The sequence below is a fragment of the Specibacter sp. BI4 genome (genome assembly GCF_056680095.1).
Window position 1 is genome coordinate 1,371,836 of record NZ_CM155265.1, and the last position, 26,834, is coordinate 1,398,669.

A 26,834-nucleotide genomic window follows, 5' to 3' on the forward strand; every position below is an offset into this window, starting at 1 on the left:
CGTAAATTAGTTGTTTCAGCGACCACTTCTGCGGGCCAGTTGTTTAAGGCGGTGGGTTACGAGTCGCTCGCGGGGTTGGCAACCACTTCACCGTTGCGGCGGCGGGTGCGGGTGCGGCGCGGTGACTTGGCCTCGGTGGCCCCGGAGTCAACCGGTGCGGCGCTGTCGGATGAGGTCCGACGGCGGTTCCGGCCGCCGTCCTGCTTCTCACCGGCGCTGGTCTCACCCGTGCTGCTTCGGCCCGCGTTGCTGTCATTGCGGCTTTCGTTGCGGCGCTTTTCACCGTGGTGGGCGCCCGAACGGCTGCCGCCCCGGTTTCCGCCCCTGTCACTGTCGCGACCGCCGTCACGGCCGCCGGACTTGGGGGCGTTGCGCTTGCCCGTCTCGCCCAAATCCTCCAAGACTTCGGCGTCGATGCCTTCGTGGGTGCGCTTGTTGCGCGGCAGGCGGCCCTTGGTGCCCTCGGGGATGTCAAGGTCGGTGTACAGGTGCGGGGAGGACGAGTACGTCTCGACGGGCTCGGGAACGCTCAGCCCCAGGGCCTTGTTGATCAGCGCCCAGCGCGGCATGTCGTCCCAGTCGACGAACGTGACGGCCGTGCCCTTGTTGCCGGCGCGGCCGGTGCGGCCAACGCGGTGCAGGTAGATCTTTTCGTCTTCAACGCACTGGTAGTTGACCACGTGGGTGACGTCGTCGACGTCGATGCCGCGGGCTGCCACATCGGTGGCGACGAGGACGTCCACCTTGTTGTTGCGGAAGGCACGCAGTGCCTGCTCGCGGGCGCCCTGGCCCAGGTCGCCGTGGATCGCGGCTGCGGCAAATCCGCGGTCAACGAGTTCCTCCGCCACCTTGGCTGCGGTGCGCTTGGTCTTGGTGAAGATGATGGAGCGGCCGCGGCCCCTGGCCTGCAGGATCCGTGCGAGCACCTCAATCTTGTCGAGGTTGTGGGCGCGGTAGATCAGCTGGCGGATGTCGCGCTTGGTCAGGCCCTCGTCATCGGGGTCGGCGGCGCGGATGTGCGTCGGCTGGGTCATGTAGCGGCGTGCCATGGCGACAACCGGGCCGGGCATGGTGGCCGAGAACAGCATTGTCTGGCGCACGGCCGGAGTGCCTGAAATCAAGGTTTCAACGTCGGGCAGGAAGCCCAGGTCAAGCATTTCGTCGGCCTCGTCAAGGATCACGATGCGCACGTGCTTGACGTTCAGGTGGCGCTGCTTGAGCAGGTCAATCAAACGGCCGGGGGTGCCGACGATCAGTTCCACACCCTTTTGCAGGGCGTCGATCTGGGGTTCGTAGGCGCGGCCGCCGTAAATGGTGGCGACGCGGATGCCGCGGTGTTTGGACGCTGTGGTGAGGTCCCCGGCAACCTGGACTGCCAGTTCGCGTGTGGGCACGATGATCATGGCCTGCGGGGCGCCCGGGGCTGCCAGCTTCTCAAAGCCGGCGTCCTTCGGGGCCACGATGCGGTTCAGGGCGGGGATGCCGAAGCCGAGCGTCTTGCCCGTTCCGGTCTTGGCCTGGCCGATGATGTCGTGGCCTGTCAGGGCGATCGGCAGCGTCATGGCCTGGATGGGGAAGGGGTGCAGGATGCCGGCTTCCGTCAGCGAGGAAACGATCTCGTGGTGCACGCCAAAGCTGGCGAACGTTTCCTTTTCTTCCTGGCGGGGCGGCTCATTGCTGCTCAGGGTGCCGTCAATTTCAACGTTTTCGTTGCTGTCTTCTGCCTGCAGGAGGGAGTCTGTTTCGATGCTCAAATGCTTACCGTTCAATTCGTCTATACAAGGTGTCGTCTGCCGGGCTCAACGCGGGCACTGCCAAGAGGCCTCACGGAACCGCAGGACGGCGGCACAATCTTAGGGAAGCCGATCGCGGGCTAACAAAAACGTGCCCTCCCGCCGTCAGAACGACGGCTGCGGGAGGAACTGATAAGACGCGCGCAGGGGCGGGTTTGTTGAATTAAAAACTATCAATCAACGACCGGGCATCCATGTCTACATCATTAGTCTAGCTGCACGCCCCCACAATCCTGCTGCGCGGGGGCATTTTCCGGTGGAGTGGTGCGGTGTTGGCCGTCAACGGCGTCATCCAACGGTGTCATCAAGGGCCGCTGGTGCGGGTGAACCGGCGGCTGCGGGGGAGATGGGCACAAACGTCACGGTGCGTTTGGCGATGTCGGCAGCCGTCAGCTTCACACGCACCACGGTGCCCGGTTCAAGGTCGCCGTCGCAATACGCCGTCACCGCAGGAACCATGATTTGAATGAAGCTGCGGGCGGCGGCGGCCTTGGAATTGTGTCCGTTCTTCTTCGGTCCGGCAAGCACGACGGCGTCAAACTCGCCTCCCAGCTGATGGCTCAACAGCGCGGCCTCGACAGTGTCGATGGCTGCCCTGTCCACCTTGTTGGCCAGCTGGTTGGAGGCCGCCATGATGTCGGGCAGCTCCTCCAGCGCCGCAATGGCCCAGGCGGGAACTTCCTCCTTGGCGCACAGGGCCGCACAGATGGCAAGGACGAACCTGTCAACCAGCCGGCGCAGGGGAGCCGTCGTATGGGCATAAGGTGCCGCCACGGCGGCCTGGGTCACCTGTTCGGGGACAAAGCCGTTGAACGGGGTGTAGCCGGCGCCCCTGAACAAGGTGGTGGCCGCGTGCATCAAGGCCAAGTGTTTCGGGTCGGCCGTGTCAAGGGTGCGCAGGTACTCGCCGTAGGCCATGTCGGTGGTCCACGGCCGGCCCAGCGCGACGGTCTGCAGGCGGTAGGCGGCCACCGCTTCCTCATCGGGCGCCGGCATGGTGCGCAAAATGCCGACCTTGCCGTCGAGCATGAGCTGGGCGGCGGCCATCCCCGTGAGCAGCGAGATTTGGGCATTCCATTCCTCGATGGGCAGGTTCGGCCGGAAATCCAGCACGTAGCGGCCGTCCACGAATTCGACTTCCTGTGCCGGCACGTTCAGGCTGGCGCCGCCGCGGGCGCGTTCCAGCTCGATGCGCTTCGTCCCAATCTCAGCCAACAGCGCCAAGGTGCCGGCAAAGGCGGCGGGCGCGTTCCCGGCGTCGTACATCCCCTGGGCCTCTTCATAGCCAAGCTTGGCGATGCTTTGCACAGTGGCGCGGCGGACGGTGCAGCTGACCTGGGAACCGTCGGCGGCCAGGTGGATTTCCCAGACGTAGGCGGAACGGGGGTCGTCGGCGAAGAGGCTCGCGGCGCCCTCGCTCAGCGGCACCGGGTGCAGGGGGATGCGCTGGCCGGGGGTGTAGATCGTCTGGCCGCGGCGGCGCGTCTCGGCATCAAGGGGACCGCCGGCCGGGACAAAGGATGGCACATCGGCGATGGCGTAATGGACCACATAGCCGTCGCCATTGCGCTCGAGGTGCATCGCCTGGTCAAGGTCCTGCGAGGTGGGCGGGTCGATGGTGATGAACGGCAGCGCTGTCAGGTCCGGGGCGGGAAGCTCGTGGCTGGCAATGACGGCATCAACCTCTGCCAGGACGTCGGGGGCGAAATCGTCGGGCAGCTTGAACTCATCGCTCAGGGCGGCCAGGGCTTGGGCAAGGGACTGTTGGGCGGCGCTTCGTCTGACGCCAATGTGAGAGTAGGGCACGGTTTCAGCGTAAACGATTCCCCGGCGGGAACAAGGGCGGCGCGGCACACACTACGCTGGTGCGTATGAGTATTTCAGCTTCCGGCGCCGATGATTCCGTTTCCGCAGGAGAACTAAGCGCCCGCTACGACAACTTTGTCGTGGACCTGCTGGGGAGCATCGCCTACGGGGAACTCTCCGCGTTCGAGCGCCTGGCCAGCGACGCACGGCACTCACCCTCGCTTGGTGACAGGGCGGTGCTGGGGAAGATGGCCGTGGCGGAGTTTGGCCATTACGAGGCAATGTGCGCCCGGCTCAATGCCATGGGCATGGACCCGGAACTGGCGATGGCGCCGTACCAGCGCATGGTCGACGCCTTCCACGAACGCACCCGGCCGGCCGACTGGCACGAGTCGTTGATGAAGGCGTACGTGGTGGAGGCGATCACTGAGGAGTTTTACGCCGCCATTGCCGAACGCCTGGACGGGCCCACCCGTGAGGCGATTGCCCGGGTGCGCACAAGCGATGAGCAGACCGCCACGCTGGTGGCGCTGCTGAAGACCATGCTGGCGGAGGATCCGCGGCTCTCCTCGAGGCTCGCCCTGTGGGGGCGGCGGATGGTGGGTGAGGCGCTGACCCAGGTGCAGCGCATTGGCGCCCGGCACAGCTTCCTGGTCGGATTGCGGCCGGACGCCACTCAGGAGCAAGCCGCTGCCGAGGTTTCGGCCATTCTCAGCGCGCTGACACGCAACCATTCCAAGCGGATGAGCAAGCTGGGGCTGACGGCCTAGCCGGATCCCGGGCCGCCGGCGGGCACAGGAGGCTTGAGGAGCGGGCTGGGACGTCGAGATGGGGCCATATCGACGTCCCAAGCCTCCCCCAATTGCCGAGAATGGGTCCACCCCGCGAAAACGGTGCATCTTTGACGGCGTTTGGCGAGTTGGACCCATATTCGTGAAAACACGCTCCCCAGATTGCGGCTTGGACCTACTTTCGCTGGAAATAAACCGTGTGGTGGGCGTACGGCAGCCGGCCCAATCAACGCCAGCGCACATCCCTGACAATGCGCGCGACTGTCGCCTCGACGTCCTCGGATGCCGTGATCCGCTGCTCCTCGATTCCGTGCAGCGGATCCCAGCCGTGGTACCAGCCGCGCATCTGTTTTTCGCCGAAGTCTCCCTGCTTTTGGGTGCGGGTTCCGTGGCGGCGCAGGGTCTCTTCCAGGGTTAGGTCATAGGCGTAAAAGTGGCTGGCACCGGCATGTCCGGCCCGCAGCCGCTGGAACGATTCGCTGTAGCTGCCGGCATTGAACATGCCGTCCGCAATGACTGTCCTGCCGTGCAGCAGGGCCAGGGCTGCCGATTGTTCAATCAGTTCAATCGTCAGCTGCGAATAATTTCCGGTCTCACCCAGAACTGTCCGGCGGAAGTAGTCCTGCTCGATCCACACCCCGGCGAATTCCTGTTGCAGGGCGCGCGCCACGGTGCTCTTGCCGGAGCCGGAATTGCCGCGCACCACGATGAGCCGGGACATGTTTCCATCCAAGCACGTTGCGAGGCGCTTGCCACCTGCCCCGATGCGGGTGTGGGGCACGGACGCCGGTTGGCCGCCGACCAGCCGCCGCTCGCCGCCGGTTACACGAGCGGTAAGACGCGCGAATTTCGGATGTGTTCGTACACGACAGATGTTCGCACGTCGGCCACCTCGGGGCGCTGGGTGAGCTTGTCAATGACGAAGGCGTAGAGGCTGTTGTTGTCGGGGACAGCAACGTGGATGATGAAATCTTCGTTGCCGGTGGTGACAAACACCCCGAGGGTTTCCGGCAGGGATGTTGCCCAATCCCGAAATGCCTCGGTGACTTTTCGGGACAGCACACGTTCGTGGCCGACATGCCAGCGACGGCCCAGCAGACCCCCGTCCATGACGAATACCGTGCGTCGGTGGCGCTGTCCCGCGCAACCGGGTGGACAGGATGATTGGGCAGCTCCCCCTGCTGTCCTGAACGAGGTCTCCTGATCCGGGGTCCGGTGCCGCAGTGGTTTCAGTGATTGGACGCACTGTGTCACACAGTGCCGACGTGGCTGCCGCCTGCCGGCCTCCCAAGCCTCGCTTCGCCCGCGCCGGCCCCCTCGGCCGTTAGGCTTGGGCGGTGAGAAGCAGAAGTACGACGACGACCCGCAGCAGTTCCTTCAGCCGCACCTTGGCGCTTTTGGTCGCCGGGACGTATTTCATGGAGATCCTGGACGGCACCATCATTGCCACGGCCGCGCCTGCCATTGCCGCCGATCTGCACGTCCGCCCGGTGGACATCAACCTTGCCATGACCTCGTACCTGATCACGCTGGCCGTTGGCATCCCCATCAGCGGCTGGCTGGCTGAACGCTATGGTGCCCGACGGGTCTTTACTATGGCCATTGCGGTCTTCACCATCGCCTCGTTGTTGTGCGCGCTCAGTCCCAACCTGGCCGTCCTGTGTGGCGCCCGCATGCTGCAGGGGCTCGGCGGGGCCATGATGGTCCCCGTTGGCAGGCTGGTGGTCCTGCGTGATGCGGATCGGAAAGAGTTCCTGGAAGCCATTGCATACCTGACGTGGCCGGCCTTGATTGCCCCAGTTCTCGCCCCCGTCGTGGGCGGGCTGTTGGTTACCTACGCCAGCTGGCACTGGATCTTCCTGATCAATGTCCCATTGGGCATCATCGCCTTTGTGGTGGCGCTCAAGGTTGTCCCTGACATCCGCGCCCGCAGGGTGCCACCGCCGGATTGGGTGGGTTTCATCCTGTGCGGCGTGGCCCTGGCCGCTCTGGTGATTGGCATGGAAACTGTCGGCTCGGCGCCCACGCCGTGGGCCGTCGTCGTACTGTGGCTGCTGCTTGCCGCGGCGAGCACGGCCGGGGCGTTGTGGTGGTTCAAACGTTCACGGCACCCCTTGCTGGACCTGCGCGCCCTGCGCATCCAAACCTTCCGGGTGGGCAACGCCGGTGGCGGCATGTACCGGCTGATCATCAACGCCGTGCCGTTCCTGCTGCCCTTGATGTTCATGGTGGGATTTGGTTGGAGCGCGTTTCAGGCAGGGTTGATGACCATGGCGGTTTTTGCCGGCAACGTGCTCATCAAACCGGCCACCTCACCGCTCATCCGGAGCATGGGATTCAGGAACGTGCTGCTGTTGAGCAACATCGGCGGTGCCGTGGTGCTGGGGGCTTGCGCCTTCCTCAGCCCGCAGACGCCGTTGGTGGTGATCGCCGTAGTGCTCTTCGTCAGCGGCGTGCTGCGTTCCATCGGATTCAGCGCCTACAACACGTTGCAGTTTGCGGACGTGCCGAAGGCCCGGATGGCCGGTGCCAACACCCTGTCATCGACGATCGCCCAGATTGCCACCGGGTTGGGTGTTGCCGTCGGGGCGTTGATTTTGCGGGCCGCTCAGGGGTTGCTGGAAGGAGCGGCGGTAACGGACCCCGTGGCCAGTTACCAGTGGACGTTTGCCGTGCTGGGAGTCATCATGCTCCATCCCGTCGTTGAGGCGCTGCTGATGCACCGAAGCGGCGGGGATCAGGTGCGAACCCGCTAGCCTGCCGCTCAATGGCCTTGCGCCCCGGAAGCAGGGCCACGGCCGCAACTGCCGCAAGAACTGCCAACACCGTCAGCACCCCGGCCATGGCCGTCCAGCCAAATTGTTGGAACACCAGGCCCGAGCCCCAACCAACCACGCTGGAGCCGGCGTAGTAGCTGAGGTTGTACAGCGAGGAAGCCTGGGCCCGCCCCGTGGTGGCCAGGGCGCCCGTCCATCCGGACGCGATGCTGTGCGCTCCGAAGAACCCCGCAGTGAACAGCACCAGGCCCACCAGGATCAACGCCACGGCGCTGCCCAGCGTCATGGCCAATCCGGCCACCATGGTTCCCGTGGATGCCAACAGGACCGCCCGGCGGCCCCAGCGACCGGCAAGGCCGGCCACAGCCTTTGAGGAAACCGTGCCCGCCAGGTAGGCCAGGAACAGCAGTGCCACGGCCGACGCCGGGAAAAGGTACGGTGGGGCCTCCAGCCTGAAGCCGAGGTAGTTGTAGACGCTGACGAACGCTCCCATCAACAGAAAGGCCTGCGCATACAAGGCGAGCAGGGAACCGTTGCGCAGCTGGGGGAGCAGCTTGCCCAGGACCGCGCCAAAGCCTTCCGTTCGCGCCGGCACAAAGCCCCGTGGCCGGGGCGCCAGGAGGAGGAAGCCTGCTGCCGCGGCGGCAGCGCACAGGGACACGGCAAGCGTGCCCACGCGCCAGCCGGCCACGTCCGCCACGGGGCCGGCCAGCAGCCGGCCGAAGAGCCCGCCCAGTGTGGTGCCGGCGACGTACGCGCCGGCTGCGGCGGCCGCGTTGCGGGCGCTGACCTCCTCGGTCAGATAGGCAATGGCAAGGGCAGGGATTCCACCCAGGGCGGCACCCTCCAAGACCCGCAAAACGAGCAGGGCCTCAAACGTGGGAGACAGCGGAACGAGGAGCCCGAAGATTGTTGCCAGGATGACGGCCAGCCCCATGGTCCGCACGCGGCCCCAGCGGTCGGCGACAAATGACCAGGGCAGGACAGCGACGGCAAGTCCCACAGTGGCTGCCGAAATGCTGAGGGAGGCTTGCGCGGCCGTCACATTGAGGTCTCGGGAGATCAGGGGCAGGATGCCCTGGAGTGAATACAGCTGCGCAAACGTTGCCACCCCGGCACAGGCCAGTGCGGCCAGCACCCTGCGGTAACCGGGGCTGCCGTGGAGATGCCCGGCCCACGGCTTGCCCGGGCTTGGCGGTGGTACGGCGGTGCGATACATCTTAAACTTTGCCCACTTCGATCTCAGATTGACGTCACGAGCGGATTGGCTCGATCACATGTTCAACCGTAGAACTCATGGATCAATGCGTCTAATGCATTGAAAATGACTTTTTTATCCATATTTGGATGATTTACTGGCCGTTCCCGTGGTTCCATGAAGCATGGACAATGACAACCGTGACTTGGCAAAGCTGTTGCCGGCCCTGCCCATGCTCGTGGAGCTCGGGGCCAGCCGCCACGTAACCGCCACGGCCGAAGCCCTGGGGATTCCGCAGTCAACCGTGAGCCGGGCGCTGGCCAGGGCTGCGGAGGTGGTGGGCACACCGCTGGTGCTGCGCAAGGGCAGGGGCGTGGAGCTGACGCCGGCAGCGCTCGCCCTGATCCCGAGGGCTGCCGGGGCCATGGAGCAGATTCGCGAGGGCGTGGCCCTGGCACGGCAGGAATCAGGGAGACAATTTGGCCGCATCCAAGTGGCTTTCCAGCATACTTTTGGCGAGGTGGCACTGCCGATTCTCATTAGGGCATTCATGCAGGAGCATCCGGGGGTCACCTTTGACCTGCAGCAGGGGAGCCGCGCCTTTTGCCTGGACCTGCTGACCACCGGATCTGCCGATCTCGCCCTGGTGGCCCCGCCTCCCGCGCCGAGCAGAACCATCGGGGCGGAGGTGCTGTATTCGGAGCCGTTGAAGTTGGTGGTGCCCGCCGGCCACGCGCTGGCCGGCTCGGGCGGGATCAAGCTCGACGCCGTCCGGGACGAGCCATTTGTCATGCTCGAACCCGGATACGGCATGCATTCCATTGTGCAAGCACTGTGCAAGCGCGCCGGGTTCCGCCCCCGGGTGGCGTTTCAGGGCCAGGACCTGCACACCGTCCGGGGACTGGTCTCAGCGGGACTGGGCCTTGCCGTCGCGCCTCCGGAGAGATTTGAAACCCAAACGTTGGGCACGGGCGGCCTGGGCTGGTGTGAGGTGGACATTGTTTGGCCCAGTGCCCGGCGGGACGTGGGCCTGGTCTGGCGGAACCGTTCGGATGGTTCCGCCCAGGCCGTCCGGTTCAGGGACATGGTGCTGGCCGAGGGGCGGGATCTGTTGGCGGCAGCACAGCCATGATGCCCCGGGCTGTGCCCCCAATCCAACGCTGGATAGGGGCACGGCACGGCTGGCGCAGGAGTAGCTAGCGCAGGACCACAGTCCGGTTCCCGGACAGGATGATTCTGCCTTCGGCATGCCAACGCACGGCATTGGTGAGTGCCTTGCATTCGGCATCCCGACCCGCCGCGACGAGGGCCTCCGGGCTGTAGCTGTGGTCGACCTCGATGACCTGCTGGGCGATGATGGGCCCCTCGTCAAGCTCGGAATTGACGTAGTGGGCCGTGGCTCCCACCGTCTTGACCCCGCGTTCGTACGCCTGGTGGTACGGTTTGGCTCCCTTGAAGCTGGGCAGGAACGAGTGGTGGATGTTGATGGCCCGGCCGGAGAGCACTGATGTGAGACTGTCGCTGAGAACCTGCATGTAGCGTGCCAGAACAACCAGCTCCACCTTGTACCCATCGACCAGCGTCAGCAACTCGGCTTCGGCGGCCGGCTTCGTTTCAGGCGTCACGGGGATGTGGTGGAACGGGATTCCGTACCAGTCAACAAGGTCCCTGTGGGTCTCGTGGTTTGATGCGACGGCGACAATGTCCACCGGCAGTTCACCGTTGCGGGCGCGAAAGAGCAGGTCGTTCAGGCAATGGCCGAACTTGGAGACCATGACCAAAATGCGTTCCTTTCGGGCGCGGGGTTCCAGCCGCCAGCTCATGCCCCATTGCGCGGCCACCGGTGCGAAGTCGGCCCGGAGCTCTTCGCCGCCTGGCCCGCCGCTGCCGGCAATGAAGTGCACGCGCATGAAGAAGTGCTTGACCATTTGGTCGCCGAATTGCTTAATGTCCACGATGTAGCAGCCGTGTTTGAGCAGAAATTCCGCGACGGCGTGCACCAGCCCGGGGGATTCGGCGCAGTCCAGGGTCAGAATGAATCCCTCGCCGTCGGTCTCCCCGGAGTTTTTGAGCGAGATGTTCGACGGCGGCAGCTGGGCCGCGCTCATTGGCCGGCCTCTGCTTCGTTGTCGAGGCGGGGCCGCGGGGTGGCCTGTTCCGCGGCGAGGTCTTCCTTGAACTTCGCGTAGCGGGCCCGATGGCTGGGGGTCTTGCCAACGAGGTACCAGACCACACCAAGGACAATGAACCACACGGGGGTCACCAGCAGGGCAATCAGTGTATCGACCTGGGTGGTCAGGGCCCACAGGACAAAGGCGAAGAAGCCGAAGACAACATAGACCATCGGAATGCCGCCAGGCATCTTGAACTTCGAGGCTTTATGAAGTTCAGGGCGGCGCCGGCGGAAGGCGAGGTAGCTGGCCAGAATGATGGACCAGACAAAGACGAAGCAGACAGCGGCCACGGTGGTGACCATTTCAAAGGCCTTGCTGATGTCATCGCCGACGTACAGCAACACGATGCTGGAAAGGAGCAAAACGCAGGAGAGGAACAACGCGTTGTTGGGGACCTTGCGCTTGGACAGCTTGGCAAACCTGTAAGGGGCGTCGCCCTCCTGCGCCAGGCCATAAACCATGCGCGAGGTGGAGTAGATGCCGGAGTTGGCTGAGGACATCGCGGACGTGAGCACCACGAGATTGATGATGGTGGCGGCCGCTCCGAGCCCGGCCAGGGAGAACATGGCGATAAAGGGGCTTTCGCCTGCTGCGAACTGCGTCCAGGGGATGACCGACATCAGGATGACCAGGGCGCCTACGTAGAACAGCAGGATTCGGATCGGGATGGAGTTGATCGCCTTGGGCAGGTTCTTTTCCGGATCCTTGGCCTCGGCGGCGGTGGTGCCCACAAGTTCAATGCCCACGAAGGCAAAGACGGCGATCTGGAATCCGGCGACAAAGCCCATGAATTCATGGGGGAACAGTCCCCCATGGCTCCACAGGTTTGTGAAGCTTGCCGTTCCGGAATCGGATTCGAAACGGCTGAAGATCATGTACAGGCCCACAACGATCAAGGCGACAATGGCGACGATCTTGATGAGGGAGAACCAGAATTCCGTTTCGCCAAAGGCCCTCACGGTGGTCAAGTTCAGCACCAGCAGAATTCCGATGGTGACGACCCCGGGGATCCACAGGTCGATCCCCGGCAGGAGCACCTCCGAGTAGGCCGCGATGGCGATGACGTCGGCAATGCCCGTGATGACCCAGCAGAACCAGTACGTCCAGCCGGTGAAGAAGCCGGCCCAGGGGCCCAGCAGGTCTGCGGCGAAGTCGCTGAATGATTTGTAATGGAGGTTGCTCAGCAGCAGTTCCCCCATGGCCCGCATGACAAAGAACAGCATGAAGCCGATGATCATGTATACGAAGATGACGGACGGTCCGGCGGCGGAGATGGTCTTGCCGGAGCCCATGAACAGGCCGGTTCCGATTGCCCCGCCGATGGCGATGAGCTGAATGTGGCGGTTGCTCAGTTGTCGTTCAAGCTGGGGTGGAGCGTCGGAGTCTGGGGTGGATTGGAGTTTCGTCAAGGGAGGTCCTTCGTTCAGGTGGCGGAGTGCACCACGAAGATTTCTTCCTCCCCGCTCTGTCTGGGACCTGAGAGTTTCCGCGTGACTTGAAACAAGTCAACGCTTGCACCGTCGGTGAGTCCGGTGGCCCGGACTGCTTTCCAGAGTTGCCTCGCCACGGCGGTACATTTGCCTGAGAGATTCCCGGGGAGGGTTTGCTCCTTCGGCGCCTGCTGCATGTACCGGCAGGACTCTCCCGCCGCGGATCATAGGCACTTCAAATTACTGGTGACGCGAATCACAGGTTAGCGCGTGGATTGCGTGAGTGCAACATGGGGTGGTGCCAGACCCGGCGTGGCGCGGCATGCGCCACCCGCCTTCCCGGTCACCCAGGGTTTGGCGTGGCGCCAACTGTCGTGTAGTGTGTGCTGCGAATCACCCACATTTTAATATGCCTTCTGAACCGTGGCGGGAGAGTCCTCCCAGCAATGTGGCGGCGCCGTAGGAGCAAATCCTCCCCAGGAATCTCTCAGGCCCCCGTACCGCCATGGCGAGGCAACTCTGGAAAGCAGTCCGGGCAACCGGGCTCACCGACGGTGCAAAGCGGATGAACCATCCGCGGAATCTCTCAGGTCCAAGACAGAGCGGGGAGGAACCCACCCCATGCCGAGTCCCCGGACCGGCCGTAGCTTGGAGTTCCCCATGACGATTCAATCCATTCCGACAGTGTTTGCCGACCGGCACATTGGTGCCCGCCAGCAGTCCCACATCGAGACCATGCTCAAGGCCGTCGGCTACGACAGTGTCGATTCCCTCGTGGACACGGCCGTTCCCGATTCCATCCGCCAGGCCAAGCCCCTGGCGCTCCGTGCGGCACTGAGCGAGGTCGAGGTGCTTGCTGAACTCCGCGCCCTCGCCGCGAAAAACACCATGGCAGTGCAGATGATCGGCCAGGGCTACTACGACACCGTGACCCCTCCGGTGATCATGCGCAACATCCTTGAAGCCCCCGCCTGGTACACCGCGTACACGCCCTACCAGCCCGAAATCTCCCAGGGCCGCCTCGAAGCACTGCTGAATTTCCAGACCATGGTCAGCGACCTGACAGGCCTGCCCATCGCCAACGCGTCGCTGCTTGATGAAGCAACCGCCGTGGCCGAGGCCGTGCTGCTCATGCGCCGCGCCAACAAGACCAAGCCGGCCGCCAACGGCAAGACAGTCCTCGACGCAGACCTGCTCCCGCAGACCATCGCCATCGTCAAGGGCCGCGCTGAAGCACTGGGCTTCGATGTGGAAGTTGCCGATCTGGCCCAGGGCCTGCCCGACGGCGACATCAACGGCGTCGTCCTCCAGCAGCCCGGCGTCTCCGGACGCGTGTTCAACCACGCCCCCGTGATTGCCGCAGCCAAGGAACGCGGTGCGCTTGTCACAGTGGCGGCCGACCTGCTGGCCCTGACCCTGATCACCCCTCCCGGTGAGCAGGGTGCCGACATCGCCGTCGGCACCGCCCAGCGCTTCGGCGTCCCGCTGTTCTTCGGCGGACCGCACGCTGCCTACATGGCTGTGCGCGCGGGGCTGGAACGCTCACTGCCCGGCCGCATCGTGGGTGTCTCCACGGACAACACCGGGCTGCCTGCCTACCGCCTGGCCCTGCAAACCCGCGAGCAGCACATCCGCCGCGAGAAGGCCACCTCCAACATCTGCACGGCCCAGGCCCTGCTGGCCATCGTCGCCTCAATGTACGCCGTCTATCACGGCCCGTCCGGGCTGAAGGCCATCGCCGAAACCGTCCACGGCCACGCCCGCACCCTGGCCTCGGCCCTGCAGGCATCCGGGGTCGAACTGGCACACACTTCCTTCTTCGACACCCTGACAGTGCGTGTTCCCGGCCGGGCCGGCGCCATCATCGCGCTGGCGGAGCGGGACGGAATCAACCTGCGTCCCATCGATGCCGACCACGTGGGCATCTCCGTTGATGAAACCACGACGGCGGACCTTGTGGCCCGCGTCGCCGTCGTGTTTAGTGCCGCACCGGCAGGAGACGGCGCTGACATTGGGGGCAGCGCCGACTTCGCCCTTTCGGCCGACACCGTGCGCAGCTCGGACTTCCTGACCCACCCCGTGTTCAACACGCACCGCTCCGAAACGCAGATGCTGCGCTACATCCGCCGCCTCAGCGACCGCGACCTGGCGCTTGACCGCACCATGATCCCCTTGGGCTCATGCACCATGAAGCTCAACGCCACGGCCGAAATGGAAGCCATGTCCTGGCCCGGATTCGCCTCCATCCACCCGTTCGCACCTGACTCCCAGACACAGGGCTGGCGCGAGCTGATCGGCGGCCTGGAAGCTGACCTGTGCGAAATCACCGGCTACGACCAGGTGTCCATCCAGCCCAACGCCGGATCCCAGGGCGAGCTCGCCGGCCTGCTGGCCATCCGCGGCTACCACCTCTCCCGCGGCGACGAGCAGCGCACCGTCTGCCTCATCCCGCAATCAGCCCACGGCACCAACGCCGCCTCGGCCGTGCTGGCCGGCATGAAGGTTGTTGTGGTTGCCACGGCAACGGACGGCACCATCGACCATGCCGACCTGACGGCCAAGATTGAAACCCACAAGGACCAGCTCTCGGCCATCATGGTCACCTACCCGTCCACGCACGGGGTGTTCGACGCCGATGTGCGCGAGGTTTGCGACGCGGTCCACGCGGCCGGCGGCCAGGTGTACGTTGACGGTGCCAACCTGAATGCCCTGGTCGGCCTGGCGCAGCCCGGCAAGTTCGGCGGCGATGTCAGCCACCTGAACCTGCACAAGACCTTCTGCATCCCGCACGGCGGTGGCGGCCCCGGCGTGGGCCCCGTTGCCGCGAAGGCCCACCTGGCACCCTTCATGCCCGGCGATGCCAACGCTGTGTCGCAGGGCAGTGCCGGCGTCCCGATCTCGGCCACCCGCTTCGGATCGGCCGGCGTGCTGCCCATCTCCTACGCCTACGTGAAGCTCATGGGCGGCAAGGGACTCACCGACGCCACGAAGTCCGCGCTGCTGGCGGCGAACTACATCGCTTCCCAGCTCAACGAGCACTTCCCGGTGCTGTACACGGGTGCCGGGGACCTCGTGGCCCACGAATGCATCCTTGACCTGCGCGAACTGACAGCCAAGACCGGGGTCACCGCCGAGGACGTGGCCAAGCGTTTGATCGACTACGGCTTCCACGCCCCCACCCTTTCCTTCCCGGTGGCCGGCACACTCATGGTGGAGCCGACCGAATCCGAGGATTTGGGCGAAATCAACCGCTTCATCACCGCCATGATCAGCATCCGCGCCGAAATCGACCAGGTTGCCGATGGCACCTTCACGTTGCTGGACAGCCCGTTGCGCAACGCTCCGCACACGGCCGCCGCTGTTGTCGACTCGGCCTGGGACCGCGGCTACTCGCGCGAACAAGCGGTGTTCCCCTTGGACAGGCTGCGCCAGGACAAGTACTTCCCGCCCGTGGGTCGCATTGACGGTGCCGCCGGAGACCGCAACCTGGTCTGCTCCTGCCCGCCAATCGAAGCCTTCGAGGACAGCGCCGAAGATTTCGAAGACAACTAACAGCCCCCACCGCAAAGGAATTCCCATGACTGAGAACCACACAGCCCTTTACGGCGAGCACGAGAAGGCCGGTGCGTCATTCACCGACTTTGGTGGCTGGCAGATGCCGTTGAAGTATTCCTCCGAGCTGGCCGAGCACCACGCCGTCCGCAAGGCCGCAGGCCTCTTTGACCTCTCCCACATGGGCGAAGTCTGGGTGAGCGGTCCGGACGCGGCAGCGTTCCTTGACTACGCGCTGGCCGGCAAGTTGTCAGCCGTTGCCTTGGGCAGGGCCAAGTATTCGCTGATCTGCAATGCCGACGGCGGGATCATCGACGACCTCATCTCCTACCGCCTCGGGGATGAGAAGTTCCTCGTGGTCCCCAACGCCGGCAACGCCACCACCGTGGCGGCGCTCCTTGCCGAACGGGCGGCAGCTTTCGACGTCGTCGTCGAGGATGTCTCCGGCGAGACCTCGCTGATCGCCGTGCAGGGACCCAACGCCGAAGCAATCCTGCTGGGCCTTGTGCCCGAGGAGCAACACCCGCTCGTCACCGGCATGAAATACTACGCCGCCGCCGAGGTGCCCATCGCGGTCAACGGCACCGCCCGGGAGCTGTTGCTGGCACGCACCGGCTACACCGGCGAGGACGGCTTTGAAATTTACCTTCCGAATGCTGACGCCGCAGCCCTGTGGCAGGTGCTGCTGGCCAACGGCCAGGACCAGGGGCTCATCCCGGCCGGACTGGCTTCCCGTGACTCCCTGCGCCTGGAGGCAGGCATGCCGTTGTACGGCAACGAGCTCTCCGTCTCGGGCCACGCCTACTCGGCAGGCCTGGGCCCCGTGGTGTCGCTGGCCAAGGAAAGCGACTTCGTCGGCAAGGCTGCGCTGGCGGCCATCAAGGAATCGGGCGACGGCGTCACCTCCGGCCGCAAGCTTGTCGGCTTGAAGGGTCTGGGACGCCGGGCGGCCCGCGGCCACTACCCGGTCCTGAAGGACGGTGCCACCATTGGCGAGGTAACCTCCGGCCAGCCCAGCCCCAGCCTGGGCTACCCGGTCGCCCTGGCCTACATCGACGTCGAACATGCCGAGGTGGGCACCCTGCTGGACGTGGACCTCCGCGGCAAGGCCGAGCCCTTTGAAGTTGTTGCACTGCCGTTTTACAAGCGCCAGAAGTAATCCCCACCCGCTCCCAAAGCCCGCAAGTCCCCAACAGCTCCCACAGCTCGCAAGCTCGCTGCGGGGCCCCCGCAGTTGTGGCCCCCCGCTTTGGGGCCCTCGCGGGCGTGGGCCCAATCCCCGGCCCACCCTCTACTTACATTTCTTAGACAAGGATCAAAATGAGCAAGGTAGCAGCAGAACTGCAGTATTCCGTCGAACATGAGTGGATCGCCCGCGACGGCGCGGGCCCGGTCACCATCGGCGTCTCCGCCGTCGCCGCCGACGCACTTGGCGACATTGTGTACGTGGACCTGCCCGAGGTCGGGGCCGCCATCACCGCCGGCGAGCCGTGTGGGGAGATTGAGTCAACGAAGTCGGTTTCCGACCTGTTTTCCCCTGTCACCGGCGAGGTCACCGAAGTGAACACGGCCGTCGTCGATGACCCGGCCCTCGTCAACTCGGACCCGTACGGTGCCGGCTGGCTGTTCAAGGTGGCCGTGGACTCCGAAGGTCCCCTCCTCAGCGCCGAAGAGTACGCGGCAGCCAACGGCGGCGAACTGTGAGCGCCGTCGGCGTGGACTACGTCCAGGTTGTCTCCGCCAGCCTGGATGCGCCGCTGTCTGAGCTGGACCCGGACATTGCCGTTGCGATCGACGCCGAGCTGGCCCGCCAGCGCGGCGGGCTGGAAATGATCGCCTCCGAAAACCACACCGCGGCGGCCGTCATGGCCGCCCAGGGCTCCGTGCTGACGAACAAGTACGCCGAAGGCTACCCGGGACGCCGCTACTACGGCGGCTGCGAGCACGTGGACGTCATTGAGCAGCTGGCCATCGACAGGGTCAAGGACTTGTTCGGGGCAGGCTTCGCCAACGTCCAGCCGCACTCCGGCGCCCAGGCCAACGCCTCCGTCATGCACGCGCTGATCAAGCCCGGCGACACCATCATGGGGTTGAACCTGGCCCACGGCGGGCACCTGACGCACGGCATGAAGATCAACTTTTCCGGCCGCCTGTACAACGTCGTCCCCTACCAGGTCCGTGAAGACACGCACCAGGTGGACATGGCCGAGGTTGAGCGCCTGGCCCTCGAACACAAACCGGCGTTGATTGTTGCCGGCTGGTCGGCATATGCCCGCCAGCTCGACTTCGCCGAATTCCGCCGCATCGCCGACCTGGTGGGCGCCTACCTCATGGTCGACATGGCGCATTTTGCCGGCCTGGTGGCCGCGGGCCTGCACCCCTCACCGGTGCCGCACGCCCACGTCACCACATCCACCACGCACAAGACCCTGGCCGGACCGCGCGGCGGCATCATCTTGAGCAACGACGCCGACATCGCCAAGAAGATCAACTCGGCCGTGTTCCCGGGCCAGCAGGGCGGCCCGTTGGAGCACGTCATTGCGGGCAAGGCCGTGGCGTTCAAGATCGCCGCCTCCGAGGAATTCAAGGAGCGCCAGGAGCGGGTGTTGGCCGGTGCCCGGATTCTGGCCGAGCGCCTGGTCCAGCCCGACGTCACAGCCAAGGGCATCTCCGTAATTTCCGGTGGCACGGATGTGCATCTGGTGCTGGTGGACCTGCGCAACTGCGGGCTCAACGGCCAGGAAGCCGAAGACCGGCTGGCCGCGATTGACATCACCGTCAACCGCAACGCCGTGCCGTTTGACCCGCGTCCGCCAATGGTCACCTCCGGCCTGCGCATTGGCACGCCGGCCCTGGCAACCCGCGGATTCGGCAAGGAGGCCTTTGCCGAGGTCGCCGACATCATTGCCGAGGCGCTCATTGCCGACGCAGATGCCGACCTTTCCGGACTGCACGGCCGCGTCGCAGCATTGGCCGCGGCGCACCCGCTGTACCCGTCGGTGGCAGACTTGTCATAACGGAAAGTTGAACCCTTGCGGCGGCGTCCTCGGACGGTCGCCGCCGCAAGGGGGACCGGTTGGGCCTGCACCGCCACGGTGCGCCCAATCCTCCGGCGGGATGCACGCCGGAGCGATACACAGCCTGAGTGAGGTAATCACATGTCTGTTGGTGTTTTTGATTTATTCTCCGTCGGCATTGGTCCGTCCAGTTCCCATACGGTTGGCCCCATGCGGGCCGCCGCCGCGTTCGCACGGGAACTGGCCGGCCAACACGTCCTGGACCGCACGGCCACCGTGCGCGTGGACCTGTACGGCTCCCTGGCAGCCACCGGACGCGGCCACGGCACCATGACGGCCGTGCTGCTGGGGTTGGAAGGCCGCGAACCGGAACTGATCCTGCCGGCCGAAGTGGAATCCAGGCTGGCCGCCTTCGACGCCGGGGAGCCGCTGCTGCTGGCAGGCACCGTTGAATTGGCCTACGGCGCCGGGGACATCATCCTGCATCCGTTGACGATCCTGCCCCGGCACACCAACGGTGTGAAGTTCAGTGTCGCCGATGCGGCCGGGACCGTGCTGCACGAGGCCACCTACTTCTCCGTGGGCGGCGGCTTCATCATTCGCGAAGGCGCCGTGGAAGAGGCCGTGGCCGAGCTGGAATCATCCAAGGCCCGGCTGCCCTACCCCTTCCGCACCGCGGCGGAACTGCTGGAACATTGTGCCACCGCCGGCGGCAACTTCAGCGACGTCATGCTCGCCAACGAACTCGTGCAGCGCAGCGAGGACGAGGTCCGCAGCGGCCTGCTGCACATCCGCGACGTCATGGAACAGTGCAAGGACGCCTCCCTGGACCGTGAAGGCCTGCTGCCCGGCGGGCTGAAGGTCCGCCGCAGGGCGCCCGCCTGGCACCGGCGCCTGCGGGCTGAGGACCCGGACCGGGACCCGAAATTCTGGCAGGAATGGGTGAACCTGGTGGCACTGGCAGTCAACGAGGAAAACGCCTCCGGCGGCCGCGTGGTCACAGCCCCCACCAACGGCGCCGCCGGCATCATCCCGGCCGTCATGTTTTACGCCACCCACTACACCGAAGGCATGCGGAACGCACCGAAAGCGGCGATTGACGCCGTCGTCGTTAAATTCCTGCTCGCCGCCGGTGCCGTTGGCGTGCTGTACAAGGAGCAGGCCTCCATCTCCGGCGCCGAGGTGGGCTGCCAGGGCGAGGTGGGTTCGGCGTCGTCCATGGCAGCTGCCGGACTGGCCGAGGTCATGGGAGGCACTCCCGAGCAGGTTGAAAATGCCGCCGAGATCGCCATGGAACACAACCTCGGGCTGACCTGCGACCCCATCGGCGGGCTCGTGCAAATTCCCTGCATCGAACGCAACGCCATCGCCGCTGCCAAGGCCATCAACGCCGCGAAAATGGCGCTCTGGGGCGACGGGCAGCACCGTGTCTCCCTGGACGAGGTCATCGTCACCATGCGTGAAACAGGACGCGACATGTCCTCCAAATACAAGGAAACTGCGATGGGCGGACTGGCCGTCAACGTGGTCGAATGCTAAGGCAAACATCAACCGCCGGTGCCGTGGAAACGGGCCGGTCAGAAGGAGCATTGCTGTGACGTTGGCACCTGAAGGACGCAAGTTGTTGCGGATCGAGCAGCGCAATGCGGCTGTTCCGGTTGAGCGCAAGCCGGAGTGGATGAAGGCCAAGGTCGAGATGGGCCCGGAGTTCATTGCGATGAAGAACCTGGTCAAGAGCGAGGGCCTGCACACGGTGTGTGAAGAGGCCGGCTGCCCGAATATTTTTGAGTGCTGGGAAGACCGTGAGGCGACGTTCCTCATTGGCGGGTCCGAGTGCACCCGCCGTTGTGACTTCTGCCAGATTGACACGGGCAAGCCGTCCCCGATCGACATGTTCGAGCCCACGAAGGTGGCCCGTTCGGTGGTGAAGATGAACCTGCGCTATGCCACTGTCACCGGGGTGGCCCGTGACGACCTCGCCGATGAGGGTGTCTGGCTGTATGCCGAGACGGTCCGCAAAATCCATGAGTTGAACCCGAACACCGGTGTTGAGTTGTTGATCCCGGATTTCTCCGGCCGGCCCGAGCACATCACGGCGATCTGTGAGTCCAGGCCGGAGGTGTTCGCGCACAATGTGGAGACGGTGCCGCGGATCTTCAAGCGCATCCGCCCGGCGTTCCGTTATGAACGGTCCCTGGATGTGCTGACCCAGGGCCGGGACCAGGGCATGGTCACGAAGTCGAACCTGATCCTGGGCATGGGCGAGACCCGTGAGGAAATCTCGGTCGCGCTGCAGGATTTGCATGACGCCGGGACCGACCTGATCACGATCACCCAGTACCTGCGCCCCTCCGAACGCCACCTGCCCGTGGACCGCTGGGTCAAGCCGCAGGAATTCCTTGAACTCAACCAGGAAGCCGAGGAAATCGGTTTCCTGGGTGTCATGTCCGGGCCGTTGGTGCGTTCCTCCTACCGGGCCGGGCGGCTCTGGGCCACTGCCATGCGCAAAAAGGGCCGCGACATCCCCGCACACCTCGCCCACATCGCCGACGGCATCGAGGATTCCGGCCACACCCGCCAGGAAGCGGCCTCCCTCATCGCCGCCCACTAAAGCAACACAGCGGTAGGACCCGCCCGTCGGCGGCGTGGCTGCTGACACGGGCGCGCCCGCAGATACCGGCGCGCCCGTGCTGCTTGGATCCCGCAGCGTGTGAAGTGTGCAGGCCAGCCGGCCCACACGCTCCACAGTTGCCAACCGGAAGCTACGGCAGCATCCAGCCCAGGATGGGGGTGGACTGGAGGTAGGAGAGCGTGCAAAGCACCAGCAGCAGGGCCACGCTCCACCCAACCACCTTGCGCAGGATGACCGATTCCTTGCCTTCCAAGCCCACCGCCGTGGCGGCGATGGCGAGGTTTTGCGGGCTGATCAGCTTCCCGACGACGCCGCCGGAGGTGTTTGCTGCCACGAGAAGGTTCGGGTCGATCCCGGCCTGCAGGCCGGCGGTCTGCTGCAATTTGGCGAACAGCGCGTTGGCGGATGTGTCGGATCCGGTGACGGCGGTGCCGATCCAGCCGAGGACCGGTGAAAGGAACGCAAAGAACGTCCCGGTGCCGGCCAGCCAGGTGCCGATTGAGATTGTCTGCCCGGAAAAGTTCATGACATACGCCAGCGCGAGGACGGTAATGATGGTTGTTCCGGCCCAACGCATCCGGTAGATGGTGCGCCCGATTTCCAGCACAGTGTTGCTGACGGTGATTTGGTAGCGGCCGCCCTCGGTGTACTTCGAGTACACGAAGGCGACGATCAAGCCCGTGATCAGCAGCAGTGTGCCTGGTGTGGAGAGCCACTGGAAGGAGTAGATGGTCGAGGACAGCGGCTGGCCTGCTGCATCCACCAGTGAATCGTGCAGGACCGGCCAGGGAATTTTGATGTCGGTGGAGGCAAGGAATGCGGGCACGTCCACGCCCAGTTTCCACAGCTTCGCGATGCCGAAGACGACGATCACGAGGAAGTAGGGGAACAGGGCGAACCAGGTGCGCGCCGGGGTCAAGCGGTCCGCTGCCGCATCGGCGGTGACAACCACGGTTGTCGTGTTGGAGCCGCCGCCTGCGGAGGTTGTCTTCTCCGCAACTGCGCCGGCGGCCACGCTGAGCCGTTCGCGTGCGGCGACACTGCCCTTGGGTGTCCAGAACCGGAAAAAGACCACGGCCGCACCAAGTCCGGCGAGTGAGGCAACGATGTCGGTGAGCTCGTAGGAGAAGTAGTTGGAGCACAGGAACTGTGTGATTGCGAAGGCAAAGCCGATGACGAGCGCGGCCGGCCAGCAGTCCTTGAGGCCCTTGCGGCCATCGAGGATGAACAGCAGAATCAGCGGCACGAAGGTGGCCAGCAGCGGAGCTTGGCGCCCAACGATTGAGGCAATGTCCGTTGCCTGCAGCCCGGTGAGGCCGGCGGCGGTGGTGATCGGGATGGCCATGGCGCCGAAGGCGACCGGAGCAGTATTGGCAACCAGCACGGCGGCCGCGGCACGCAGCGGGGGCAGTCCGAGTGCGAGGAGCATGGTTGCGGTGATCGCCACTGGCGCCCCGAACCCTGCGAGGGCTTCCAGCAGTCCGCCGAAGCAGAAGGCGACCAGAACCGCTTGCAGACGCACGTCGCCCTTGCCAATCACGTCGAAGACGCGGCGAAGGTCCTCAAAGCGTCCGCTGAGGACTGTGACCTGGTAAAGCCAGACTGCCATGATGACGATCCACAGCACGGGGAAGGCGCCAAAGACCCCGCCCTGGGTTGCGGACAGCAGGGCCAGGCCGGCGGGCATTTTAAAGGCGACGATGCCGACGACGAGAGCCACCAGCAGTGCAAAGCCGCCGGCAACGTGGGCCCGGGTTTTGACGACCGCGAGCAGTATGAAAAAGGTCAGCAACGGCAGCAGGGCGACAATGGCCGACCAGGCGACGCTGTTGAGCACCGGATCGGTGCTGGGGGTGAATAGATCCACGGAGTTCCTCCACGGTGAGGGGTGACTGAGATTTGTGGTCAGACCTCTATGGTCGGACCACCAAAGTGTAGCGCATATTCTCCAGGGAATGTGAGCCCCTTCACGTCGAAGCCCTGCTTGCCGGTGGCGCGGCAGGTTGAGTTGCTGCGACTGGCGCAGGCCGAGGCGGGCGAAGGCACTTGACGCCTCTGTTCGGGTAGGCTTCGAGCCATGTTCCGTCAGTTGATTGAAATGGGCGGAGGGGCATGATCTAATATGGTCAGACCACACGGTCGGGTTCAACGGAAGACTGCCATGACAATTGTTTTGTTCCCCGCCTGCCCGACCAGGAGCGACGTGTTGGAGAATGCCTTATGAGCCATGACGAACTTCGACCGGTCTATTTCCTGTCGGACAGCACCGGCATCACCGCGGAAACCCTGGGCAATACGTTGCTGACACAGTTTCCGTCGCACAATTTTGACCGTCACACGATTCCATTCATCACCACAGTGGAGCAGGCGCAGTCTGTCGTGAACATCATCGACGGACGCGCTGCAAGCGGTGTGCAGCCGCTCGTCTTTTCGACGGCGGTCAGCAGCGATGTCCGCCAAACACTGGCAATGTGCCGGGGGATCGTCGTGGACCTGATCGGCGCGCATGTCGGGCAGTTGGAGCAGGCCCTCGGCACGCACGCGAGCGGGGAGCCCGGGCAGGCGCACGGTTTGGGCAACGCCGCCCGGTACCAGTCCCGGATGACCGCCGTCGAATATGCCATGGAGCACGACGACGGTGCGAGCCTGCGCGCACTTGAAAAGGCCCAGGTCATCCTGGTGGCCCCGTCCCGTTGCGGTAAAACACCCACCACCATGTATTTGGCACTGCAGCACGGCATCTTTGCGGCCAACTTTCCGTTGGTGGATGAAGACTTCGAACGCGAGGGACTCCCCAAGTCGCTGCAGCCCTTTGTGTCCAAGTGTTTCGGCCTGACCACCAATGCGCTGCGCCTGAGCCAGATCCGCACGGAACGCCGCCGCGGTTCGCCGTACGCGTCGCTGCGGCAGTGCGGCTTCGAGCTGCGCAGCGCGGAGCGGCTGTACGAGTCGTACAGGATTCCCTACATCAATTCGGCTGCCGTTTCCGTCGAGGAAATGGCGGCGACCATATTGCAAAAAATGGACCTCAAACGTTAGAGGGAAAGTTTCACAAACCCGTTCGGTGCATGCCATGTGCACCGAAATTTGCGGGCCCGCCACTGAATGCGGGGCTGCACCGATCAATCGACTTTAGCCGCTTGCGGGGCGTTGCCCCGCAAGCCACCCACTACAAAGGAGTAGTAGAAATGACGACAGACATCCTGTGGTTCGCAGAAATTGAACTCAAGGACCTGGACCAGGTGGGAGGAAAGAACGCCTCCCTCGGGGAGATGGTGCAAAAGCTGACTTCTGCCGGCGTCCAGGTGCCGGACGGCTTCGCCACCACGGCGGACGCGTACCGGAAATTTTTGGCCGCTTCGGGCCTGGACCGGCGGATCGTCGACAGGCTGACAGACCTGGACACCGATGACGTCACGGCACTGGCTGCCGCAGGCCAGGAGATTCGGCGCCTGATCCGCGAAACGCCGTTCCTGCCGGACTTTGAAGATCAGGTCCGGGATTTCTTCCGGCAGCTGGTGGAAAAGCACACAGGCTCAGAGGAACTTTCCTGGGCCGTGCGGTCCAGCGCGACCGCGGAAGACCTCCCGGACGCCTCATTCGCCGGACAGCAGGAAACGTTCCTGAACGTCCGCGGGATCGAGAACATCCTGATTGCCATCAAGGACGTGTTTGCGTCCCTCTATAACGACCGTGCCATCGCCTACCGGGTCCACCACAATTTTGAGCACGCCGAGGTGGCGCTCTCGGCCGGCATCCAGCGCATGGTCCGCTCCGACGTCGGTGCCTCCGGTGTCATGTTCACCATGGATACCGAGTCGGGCTTCCAGGACGCCGTGTTCGTCACCTCCTCCTACGGCCTCGGCGAGGCCGTAGTCCAGGGCGCCGTCAACCCGGACGAGTTCTACGTCTACAAACCCGCACTCGAGGCAGGCCGCCCCGCCATCCTCAAACGCGGACTGGGCGAGAAAGCCCTCCAAATGACCTACACTGCCAGCCGTGAAATCGGCCGGACCATCGACTTCGTCCCGGTGGAACAGTCATTGCGTGACCGCTTCAGTCTCAGCGACAACGACGTCGAGCAACTCGCCCGGCACGCCGTCGCCATTGAGAAGCACTACGGCCGGCCCATGGATATCGAATGGGGCAAGGACGGGACCGACGGCGGCTTGTACATCCTGCAGGCCCGCCCGGAAACTGTCCAGTCCCGCCGGGCCCCCGGCACGCAGACCCGTTTCCGACTCAAAGGGTCGGGGCCGGTGCTGGCCGAAGGACGAGCCATCGGCCAGCGCATCGGGGCCGGAAGTGTCCGCATCCTCACCGCCATCGACCAGATGGCCGTCTTTCAAACCGGTGATGTCCTTGTCGCTGACATGACTGATCCGGACTGGGAGCCAATCATGAAGCGCGCCTCAGCCATCGTCACCAACCGGGGTGGACGGACCTGCCATGCGGCGATCATCGCGCGGGAACTGGGGATCCCCGCCGTCGTTGGCACGGGTGATGCCACCGTGACCCTGTCCGACGGCGTCGACGTCACGGTCTCCTGCGCCGAGGGCGAGACCGGCGTCATCTACGCGGGATTGCTGGACTTCCACGTCAAGGAAACCTCGATCGACGAGCTGCCCGAGGCTCCGGTTCGAATCATGATGAATGTCGGCACCCCGGAACAGGCGTTTACCTTCGCCCAGCTGCCGAACCACGGCGTGGGCCTTGCCAGGCTGGAGTTCATCATCAACCGCCAGATCGGCATCCACCCCAAGGCCCTGTTGAACCTGGACAGCCAGCCAGCGGATGTGGCTGCGGAAATCCAGAAGCGCATTGCCGCCTACGACAGCCCCCGGGACTACTACATAAAGCGCCTGGCCGAGGGTGTGTCCACGCTTGCCGCCGCATTCGCGCCGGAGCCGGTGATTGTGCGCATGTCCGACTTCAAGTCCAACGAGTACGCCAACTTGATCGGCGGCCCAGCCTACGAACCGCATGAAGAGAACCCGATGCTCGGCTTCCGCGGCGCCTCACGCTACCTGGAACCAACGTTCCGCGACTGTTTCGACCTCGAATGCGAGGCCTTGTCCTTTGTTCGGAACGAGATGGGCTTGAGCAACGTCAAGCTCATGATTCCGTTTGTCCGGACCCTGGACGAGGCTCGTGGCGTCATAGAGCTGCTGGCGGAAAACGGCCTGCGCCGGGGCGAGAACGGCCTCGAGGTCATCATGATGTGCGAGATCCCCTCCAACGCGCTGCTTGCCAACGAATTCCTTGACTACTTCGATGGATTCTCCATCGGTTCCAACGACATGACCCAGCTGGCCCTGGGCCTGGACCGGGACTCTGCCATTGTCGCGGGCGGTTTCGATGAGCGTGACGATGCCGTCAAGAAGCTCCTGAGCATGGCGATCAAGGCCTGCAAGGAACGCGGAAAATACGTTGGAATCTGCGGCCAGGGGCCCAGCGACCACCCCGACTTCGCGGAGTGGCTGGTCCGGGAAGGCATAGATTCCCTGTCCCTGAACCCCGACACCGTGGTGGACACCTGGCTCCGGCTGGCCGGCACCACTGCGGGCTAAACCCGTACCGGGCCAAGCAGCATGGGACCGCGTGTTCGATTCACAGAGTGGACGACGGGGGCTTCCAACGCTTTCCGCGGCCGATGCCTCCCAC

Annotated in this window: 19 protein-coding genes and 2 riboswitches; of the genes, 11 read left to right on the top strand and 8 right to left on the bottom strand. The window is 64.6% G+C overall.

The features are described from left to right. Positions 1-56 precede the first annotated feature (56 nt). Together AC1L6K_RS06465 and AC1L6K_RS06470 are read right to left on the bottom strand one after the other, a co-directional pair. Positions 57-1,748, bottom strand: a complete 1,692-nt coding sequence (locus tag AC1L6K_RS06465) for a DEAD/DEAH box helicase (RefSeq protein ID WP_480952705.1) — start codon at positions 1,746-1,748, stop codon at positions 57-59. Between the two features lie 333 nt (positions 1,749-2,081). After that, positions 2,082-3,599 (bottom strand): RNB domain-containing ribonuclease, encoded by a 1,518-nt coding sequence (locus tag AC1L6K_RS06470; RefSeq protein ID WP_480951886.1) that lies wholly within the window; start codon positions 3,597-3,599, stop codon positions 2,082-2,084. Positions 3,600-3,664: 65 nt separating this feature from the next. On the opposite strand from AC1L6K_RS06470, the gene AC1L6K_RS06475 reads away from it, so the two are divergent. Next, positions 3,665-4,369 carry a ferritin-like fold-containing protein gene (locus tag AC1L6K_RS06475; protein WP_480951887.1) on the top strand — a complete coding sequence of 235 codons (705 nt, stop codon included), beginning with the start codon at positions 3,665-3,667 and terminating at the stop codon, positions 4,367-4,369. Positions 4,370-4,616: 247 nt separating this feature from the next. Here the strand turns inward: AC1L6K_RS06475 and AC1L6K_RS06480 are convergent, their stop codons facing one another. After that, the gene (locus AC1L6K_RS06480; protein WP_480951888.1) at positions 4,617-5,111 is read right to left on the bottom strand and encodes an AAA family ATPase; all 495 of its coding nucleotides are present in this window, start codon (positions 5,109-5,111) and stop codon (positions 4,617-4,619) included. A 101-nt stretch (positions 5,112-5,212) separates the two neighbouring features. Further along, on the bottom strand, positions 5,213-5,500 hold the full coding sequence (locus AC1L6K_RS06485) for an Lrp/AsnC ligand binding domain-containing protein (RefSeq protein WP_480951889.1): 288 nt from the start codon (positions 5,498-5,500) through the stop codon (positions 5,213-5,215). A 227-nt stretch (positions 5,501-5,727) separates the two neighbouring features. Here AC1L6K_RS06485 and AC1L6K_RS06490 point away from each other — a divergent pair, with 227 nt between their 5' ends. Next, positions 5,728-7,146 carry an MFS transporter gene (locus tag AC1L6K_RS06490; protein WP_480951890.1) on the top strand — a complete coding sequence of 473 codons (1,419 nt, stop codon included), beginning with the start codon at positions 5,728-5,730 and terminating at the stop codon, positions 7,144-7,146. Here AC1L6K_RS06490 and AC1L6K_RS06495 read toward each other — a convergent pair. Further along, a complete protein-coding gene (locus AC1L6K_RS06495) occupies positions 7,076-8,386 on the bottom strand; it encodes an MFS transporter (RefSeq protein ID WP_480951891.1) in 1,311 nt (436 codons plus the stop codon). The genes AC1L6K_RS06490 and AC1L6K_RS06495 overlap by 71 nt on opposite strands. Positions 8,387-8,549: 163 nt before the next feature. On the opposite strand from AC1L6K_RS06495, the gene AC1L6K_RS06500 reads away from it, so the two are divergent. Beyond that, positions 8,550-9,497, top strand: a complete 948-nt coding sequence (locus AC1L6K_RS06500; protein ID WP_480951892.1) for a LysR family transcriptional regulator — start codon at positions 8,550-8,552, stop codon at positions 9,495-9,497. Between the two features lie 64 nt (positions 9,498-9,561). Here the strand turns inward: AC1L6K_RS06500 and purU are convergent, their stop codons facing one another. Both purU and cycA read right to left on the bottom strand, forming a co-directional pair. Beyond that, positions 9,562-10,473: a formyltetrahydrofolate deformylase gene (gene purU / locus AC1L6K_RS06505; RefSeq protein WP_480951893.1), complete on the bottom strand. Its 912-nt coding sequence runs from the start codon at positions 10,471-10,473 to the stop codon at positions 9,562-9,564. Beyond that, positions 10,470-11,948 (bottom strand): D-serine/D-alanine/glycine transporter, encoded by a 1,479-nt coding sequence (gene cycA, locus AC1L6K_RS06510; protein WP_480951894.1) that lies wholly within the window; start codon positions 11,946-11,948, stop codon positions 10,470-10,472. Before cycA ends, purU begins: the two co-directional genes overlap by 4 nt. 150 nt (positions 11,949-12,098) lie before the next feature. Further along, a riboswitch (glycine riboswitch) is annotated at positions 12,099-12,196 on the bottom strand. Positions 12,197-12,386: 190 nt separating this feature from the next. Continuing rightward, positions 12,387-12,482, top strand: a riboswitch (glycine riboswitch). Between the two features lie 147 nt (positions 12,483-12,629). On the opposite strand from cycA, the gene gcvP reads away from it, so the two are divergent. The 6 genes from gcvP (at position 12,630) to lipA (ending at position 21,149) form a co-directional block, all read left to right on the top strand. After that, entirely contained in the window at positions 12,630-15,521 is a 2,892-nt protein-coding gene (gene gcvP / locus AC1L6K_RS06515) for an aminomethyl-transferring glycine dehydrogenase (RefSeq protein WP_480951895.1), read from the top strand. Between the two features lie 25 nt (positions 15,522-15,546). Then, positions 15,547-16,680 carry a glycine cleavage system aminomethyltransferase GcvT gene (gcvT, locus tag AC1L6K_RS06520; protein WP_480951896.1) on the top strand — a complete coding sequence of 378 codons (1,134 nt, stop codon included), beginning with the start codon at positions 15,547-15,549 and terminating at the stop codon, positions 16,678-16,680. Between the two features lie 161 nt (positions 16,681-16,841). After that, positions 16,842-17,225: a glycine cleavage system protein GcvH gene (gene gcvH / locus AC1L6K_RS06525; protein ID WP_480951897.1), complete on the top strand. Its 384-nt coding sequence runs from the start codon at positions 16,842-16,844 to the stop codon at positions 17,223-17,225. Beyond that, positions 17,222-18,538: a serine hydroxymethyltransferase gene (glyA, locus tag AC1L6K_RS06530; protein WP_480951898.1), complete on the top strand. Its 1,317-nt coding sequence runs from the start codon at positions 17,222-17,224 to the stop codon at positions 18,536-18,538. Before gcvH ends, glyA begins: the two co-directional genes overlap by 4 nt. Positions 18,539-18,679: 141 nt before the next feature. Beyond that, positions 18,680-20,077: an L-serine ammonia-lyase gene (locus AC1L6K_RS06535; RefSeq protein WP_480951899.1), complete on the top strand. Its 1,398-nt coding sequence runs from the start codon at positions 18,680-18,682 to the stop codon at positions 20,075-20,077. A gap of 55 nt (positions 20,078-20,132) precedes the next feature. After that, positions 20,133-21,149, top strand: a complete 1,017-nt coding sequence (gene lipA, locus AC1L6K_RS06540; protein WP_480949645.1) for a lipoyl synthase — start codon at positions 20,133-20,135, stop codon at positions 21,147-21,149. Positions 21,150-21,300: 151 nt separating this feature from the next. On the opposite strand, the gene AC1L6K_RS06545 is transcribed toward lipA, so the two are convergent. Then, a complete protein-coding gene (locus tag AC1L6K_RS06545; RefSeq protein ID WP_480951900.1) occupies positions 21,301-23,037 on the bottom strand; it encodes an L-lactate permease in 1,737 nt (578 codons plus the stop codon). A 353-nt stretch (positions 23,038-23,390) separates the two neighbouring features. Between AC1L6K_RS06545 and AC1L6K_RS06550 the strand changes: the two genes are divergently transcribed. Together AC1L6K_RS06550 and ppsA are read left to right on the top strand one after the other, a co-directional pair. Then, positions 23,391-24,209, top strand: coding sequence for a pyruvate, water dikinase regulatory protein (locus tag AC1L6K_RS06550; protein WP_480951901.1), 819 nt, complete (start codon positions 23,391-23,393; stop codon positions 24,207-24,209). 149 nt (positions 24,210-24,358) lie between these two features. Beyond that, a complete protein-coding gene (ppsA, locus tag AC1L6K_RS06555; RefSeq protein WP_480951902.1) occupies positions 24,359-26,740 on the top strand; it encodes a phosphoenolpyruvate synthase in 2,382 nt (793 codons plus the stop codon). Positions 26,741-26,834: the final 94 nt, after the last annotated feature.

What these genes read in the sequence shown, in the direction of transcription:
- gcvH (WP_480951897.1), top strand. Translation starts at nt 16,842, where the DNA reads ATGAGCAAGGTAGCAGCAGAACTGCAGTATTCCGTCGAACATGAGTGG.
- AC1L6K_RS06535 (WP_480951899.1), top strand. Translation starts at nt 18,680, where the DNA reads ATGTCTGTTGGTGTTTTTGATTTATTCTCCGTCGGCATTGGTCCGTCC.
- AC1L6K_RS06495 (WP_480951891.1), bottom strand. Translation starts at nt 8,386, where the DNA reads ATGTATCGCACCGCCGTACCACCGCCAAGCCCGGGCAAGCCGTGGGCC.
- purU (WP_480951893.1), bottom strand. Translation starts at nt 10,473, where the DNA reads ATGAGCGCGGCCCAGCTGCCGCCGTCGAACATCTCGCTCAAAAACTCC.
- AC1L6K_RS06550 (WP_480951901.1), top strand. Translation starts at nt 23,391, where the DNA reads ATGAGCCATGACGAACTTCGACCGGTCTATTTCCTGTCGGACAGCACC.
- gcvP (WP_480951895.1), top strand. Translation starts at nt 12,630, where the DNA reads ATGACGATTCAATCCATTCCGACAGTGTTTGCCGACCGGCACATTGGT.
- gcvT (WP_480951896.1), top strand. Translation starts at nt 15,547, where the DNA reads ATGACTGAGAACCACACAGCCCTTTACGGCGAGCACGAGAAGGCCGGT.
- AC1L6K_RS06480 (WP_480951888.1), bottom strand. Translation starts at nt 5,111, where the DNA reads ATGTCCCGGCTCATCGTGGTGCGCGGCAATTCCGGCTCCGGCAAGAGC.
- AC1L6K_RS06475 (WP_480951887.1), top strand. Translation starts at nt 3,665, where the DNA reads ATGAGTATTTCAGCTTCCGGCGCCGATGATTCCGTTTCCGCAGGAGAA.
- ppsA (WP_480951902.1), top strand. Translation starts at nt 24,359, where the DNA reads ATGACGACAGACATCCTGTGGTTCGCAGAAATTGAACTCAAGGACCTG.
- AC1L6K_RS06485 (WP_480951889.1), bottom strand. Translation starts at nt 5,500, where the DNA reads ATGGACGGGGGTCTGCTGGGCCGTCGCTGGCATGTCGGCCACGAACGT.
- AC1L6K_RS06500 (WP_480951892.1), top strand. Translation starts at nt 8,550, where the DNA reads ATGGACAATGACAACCGTGACTTGGCAAAGCTGTTGCCGGCCCTGCCC.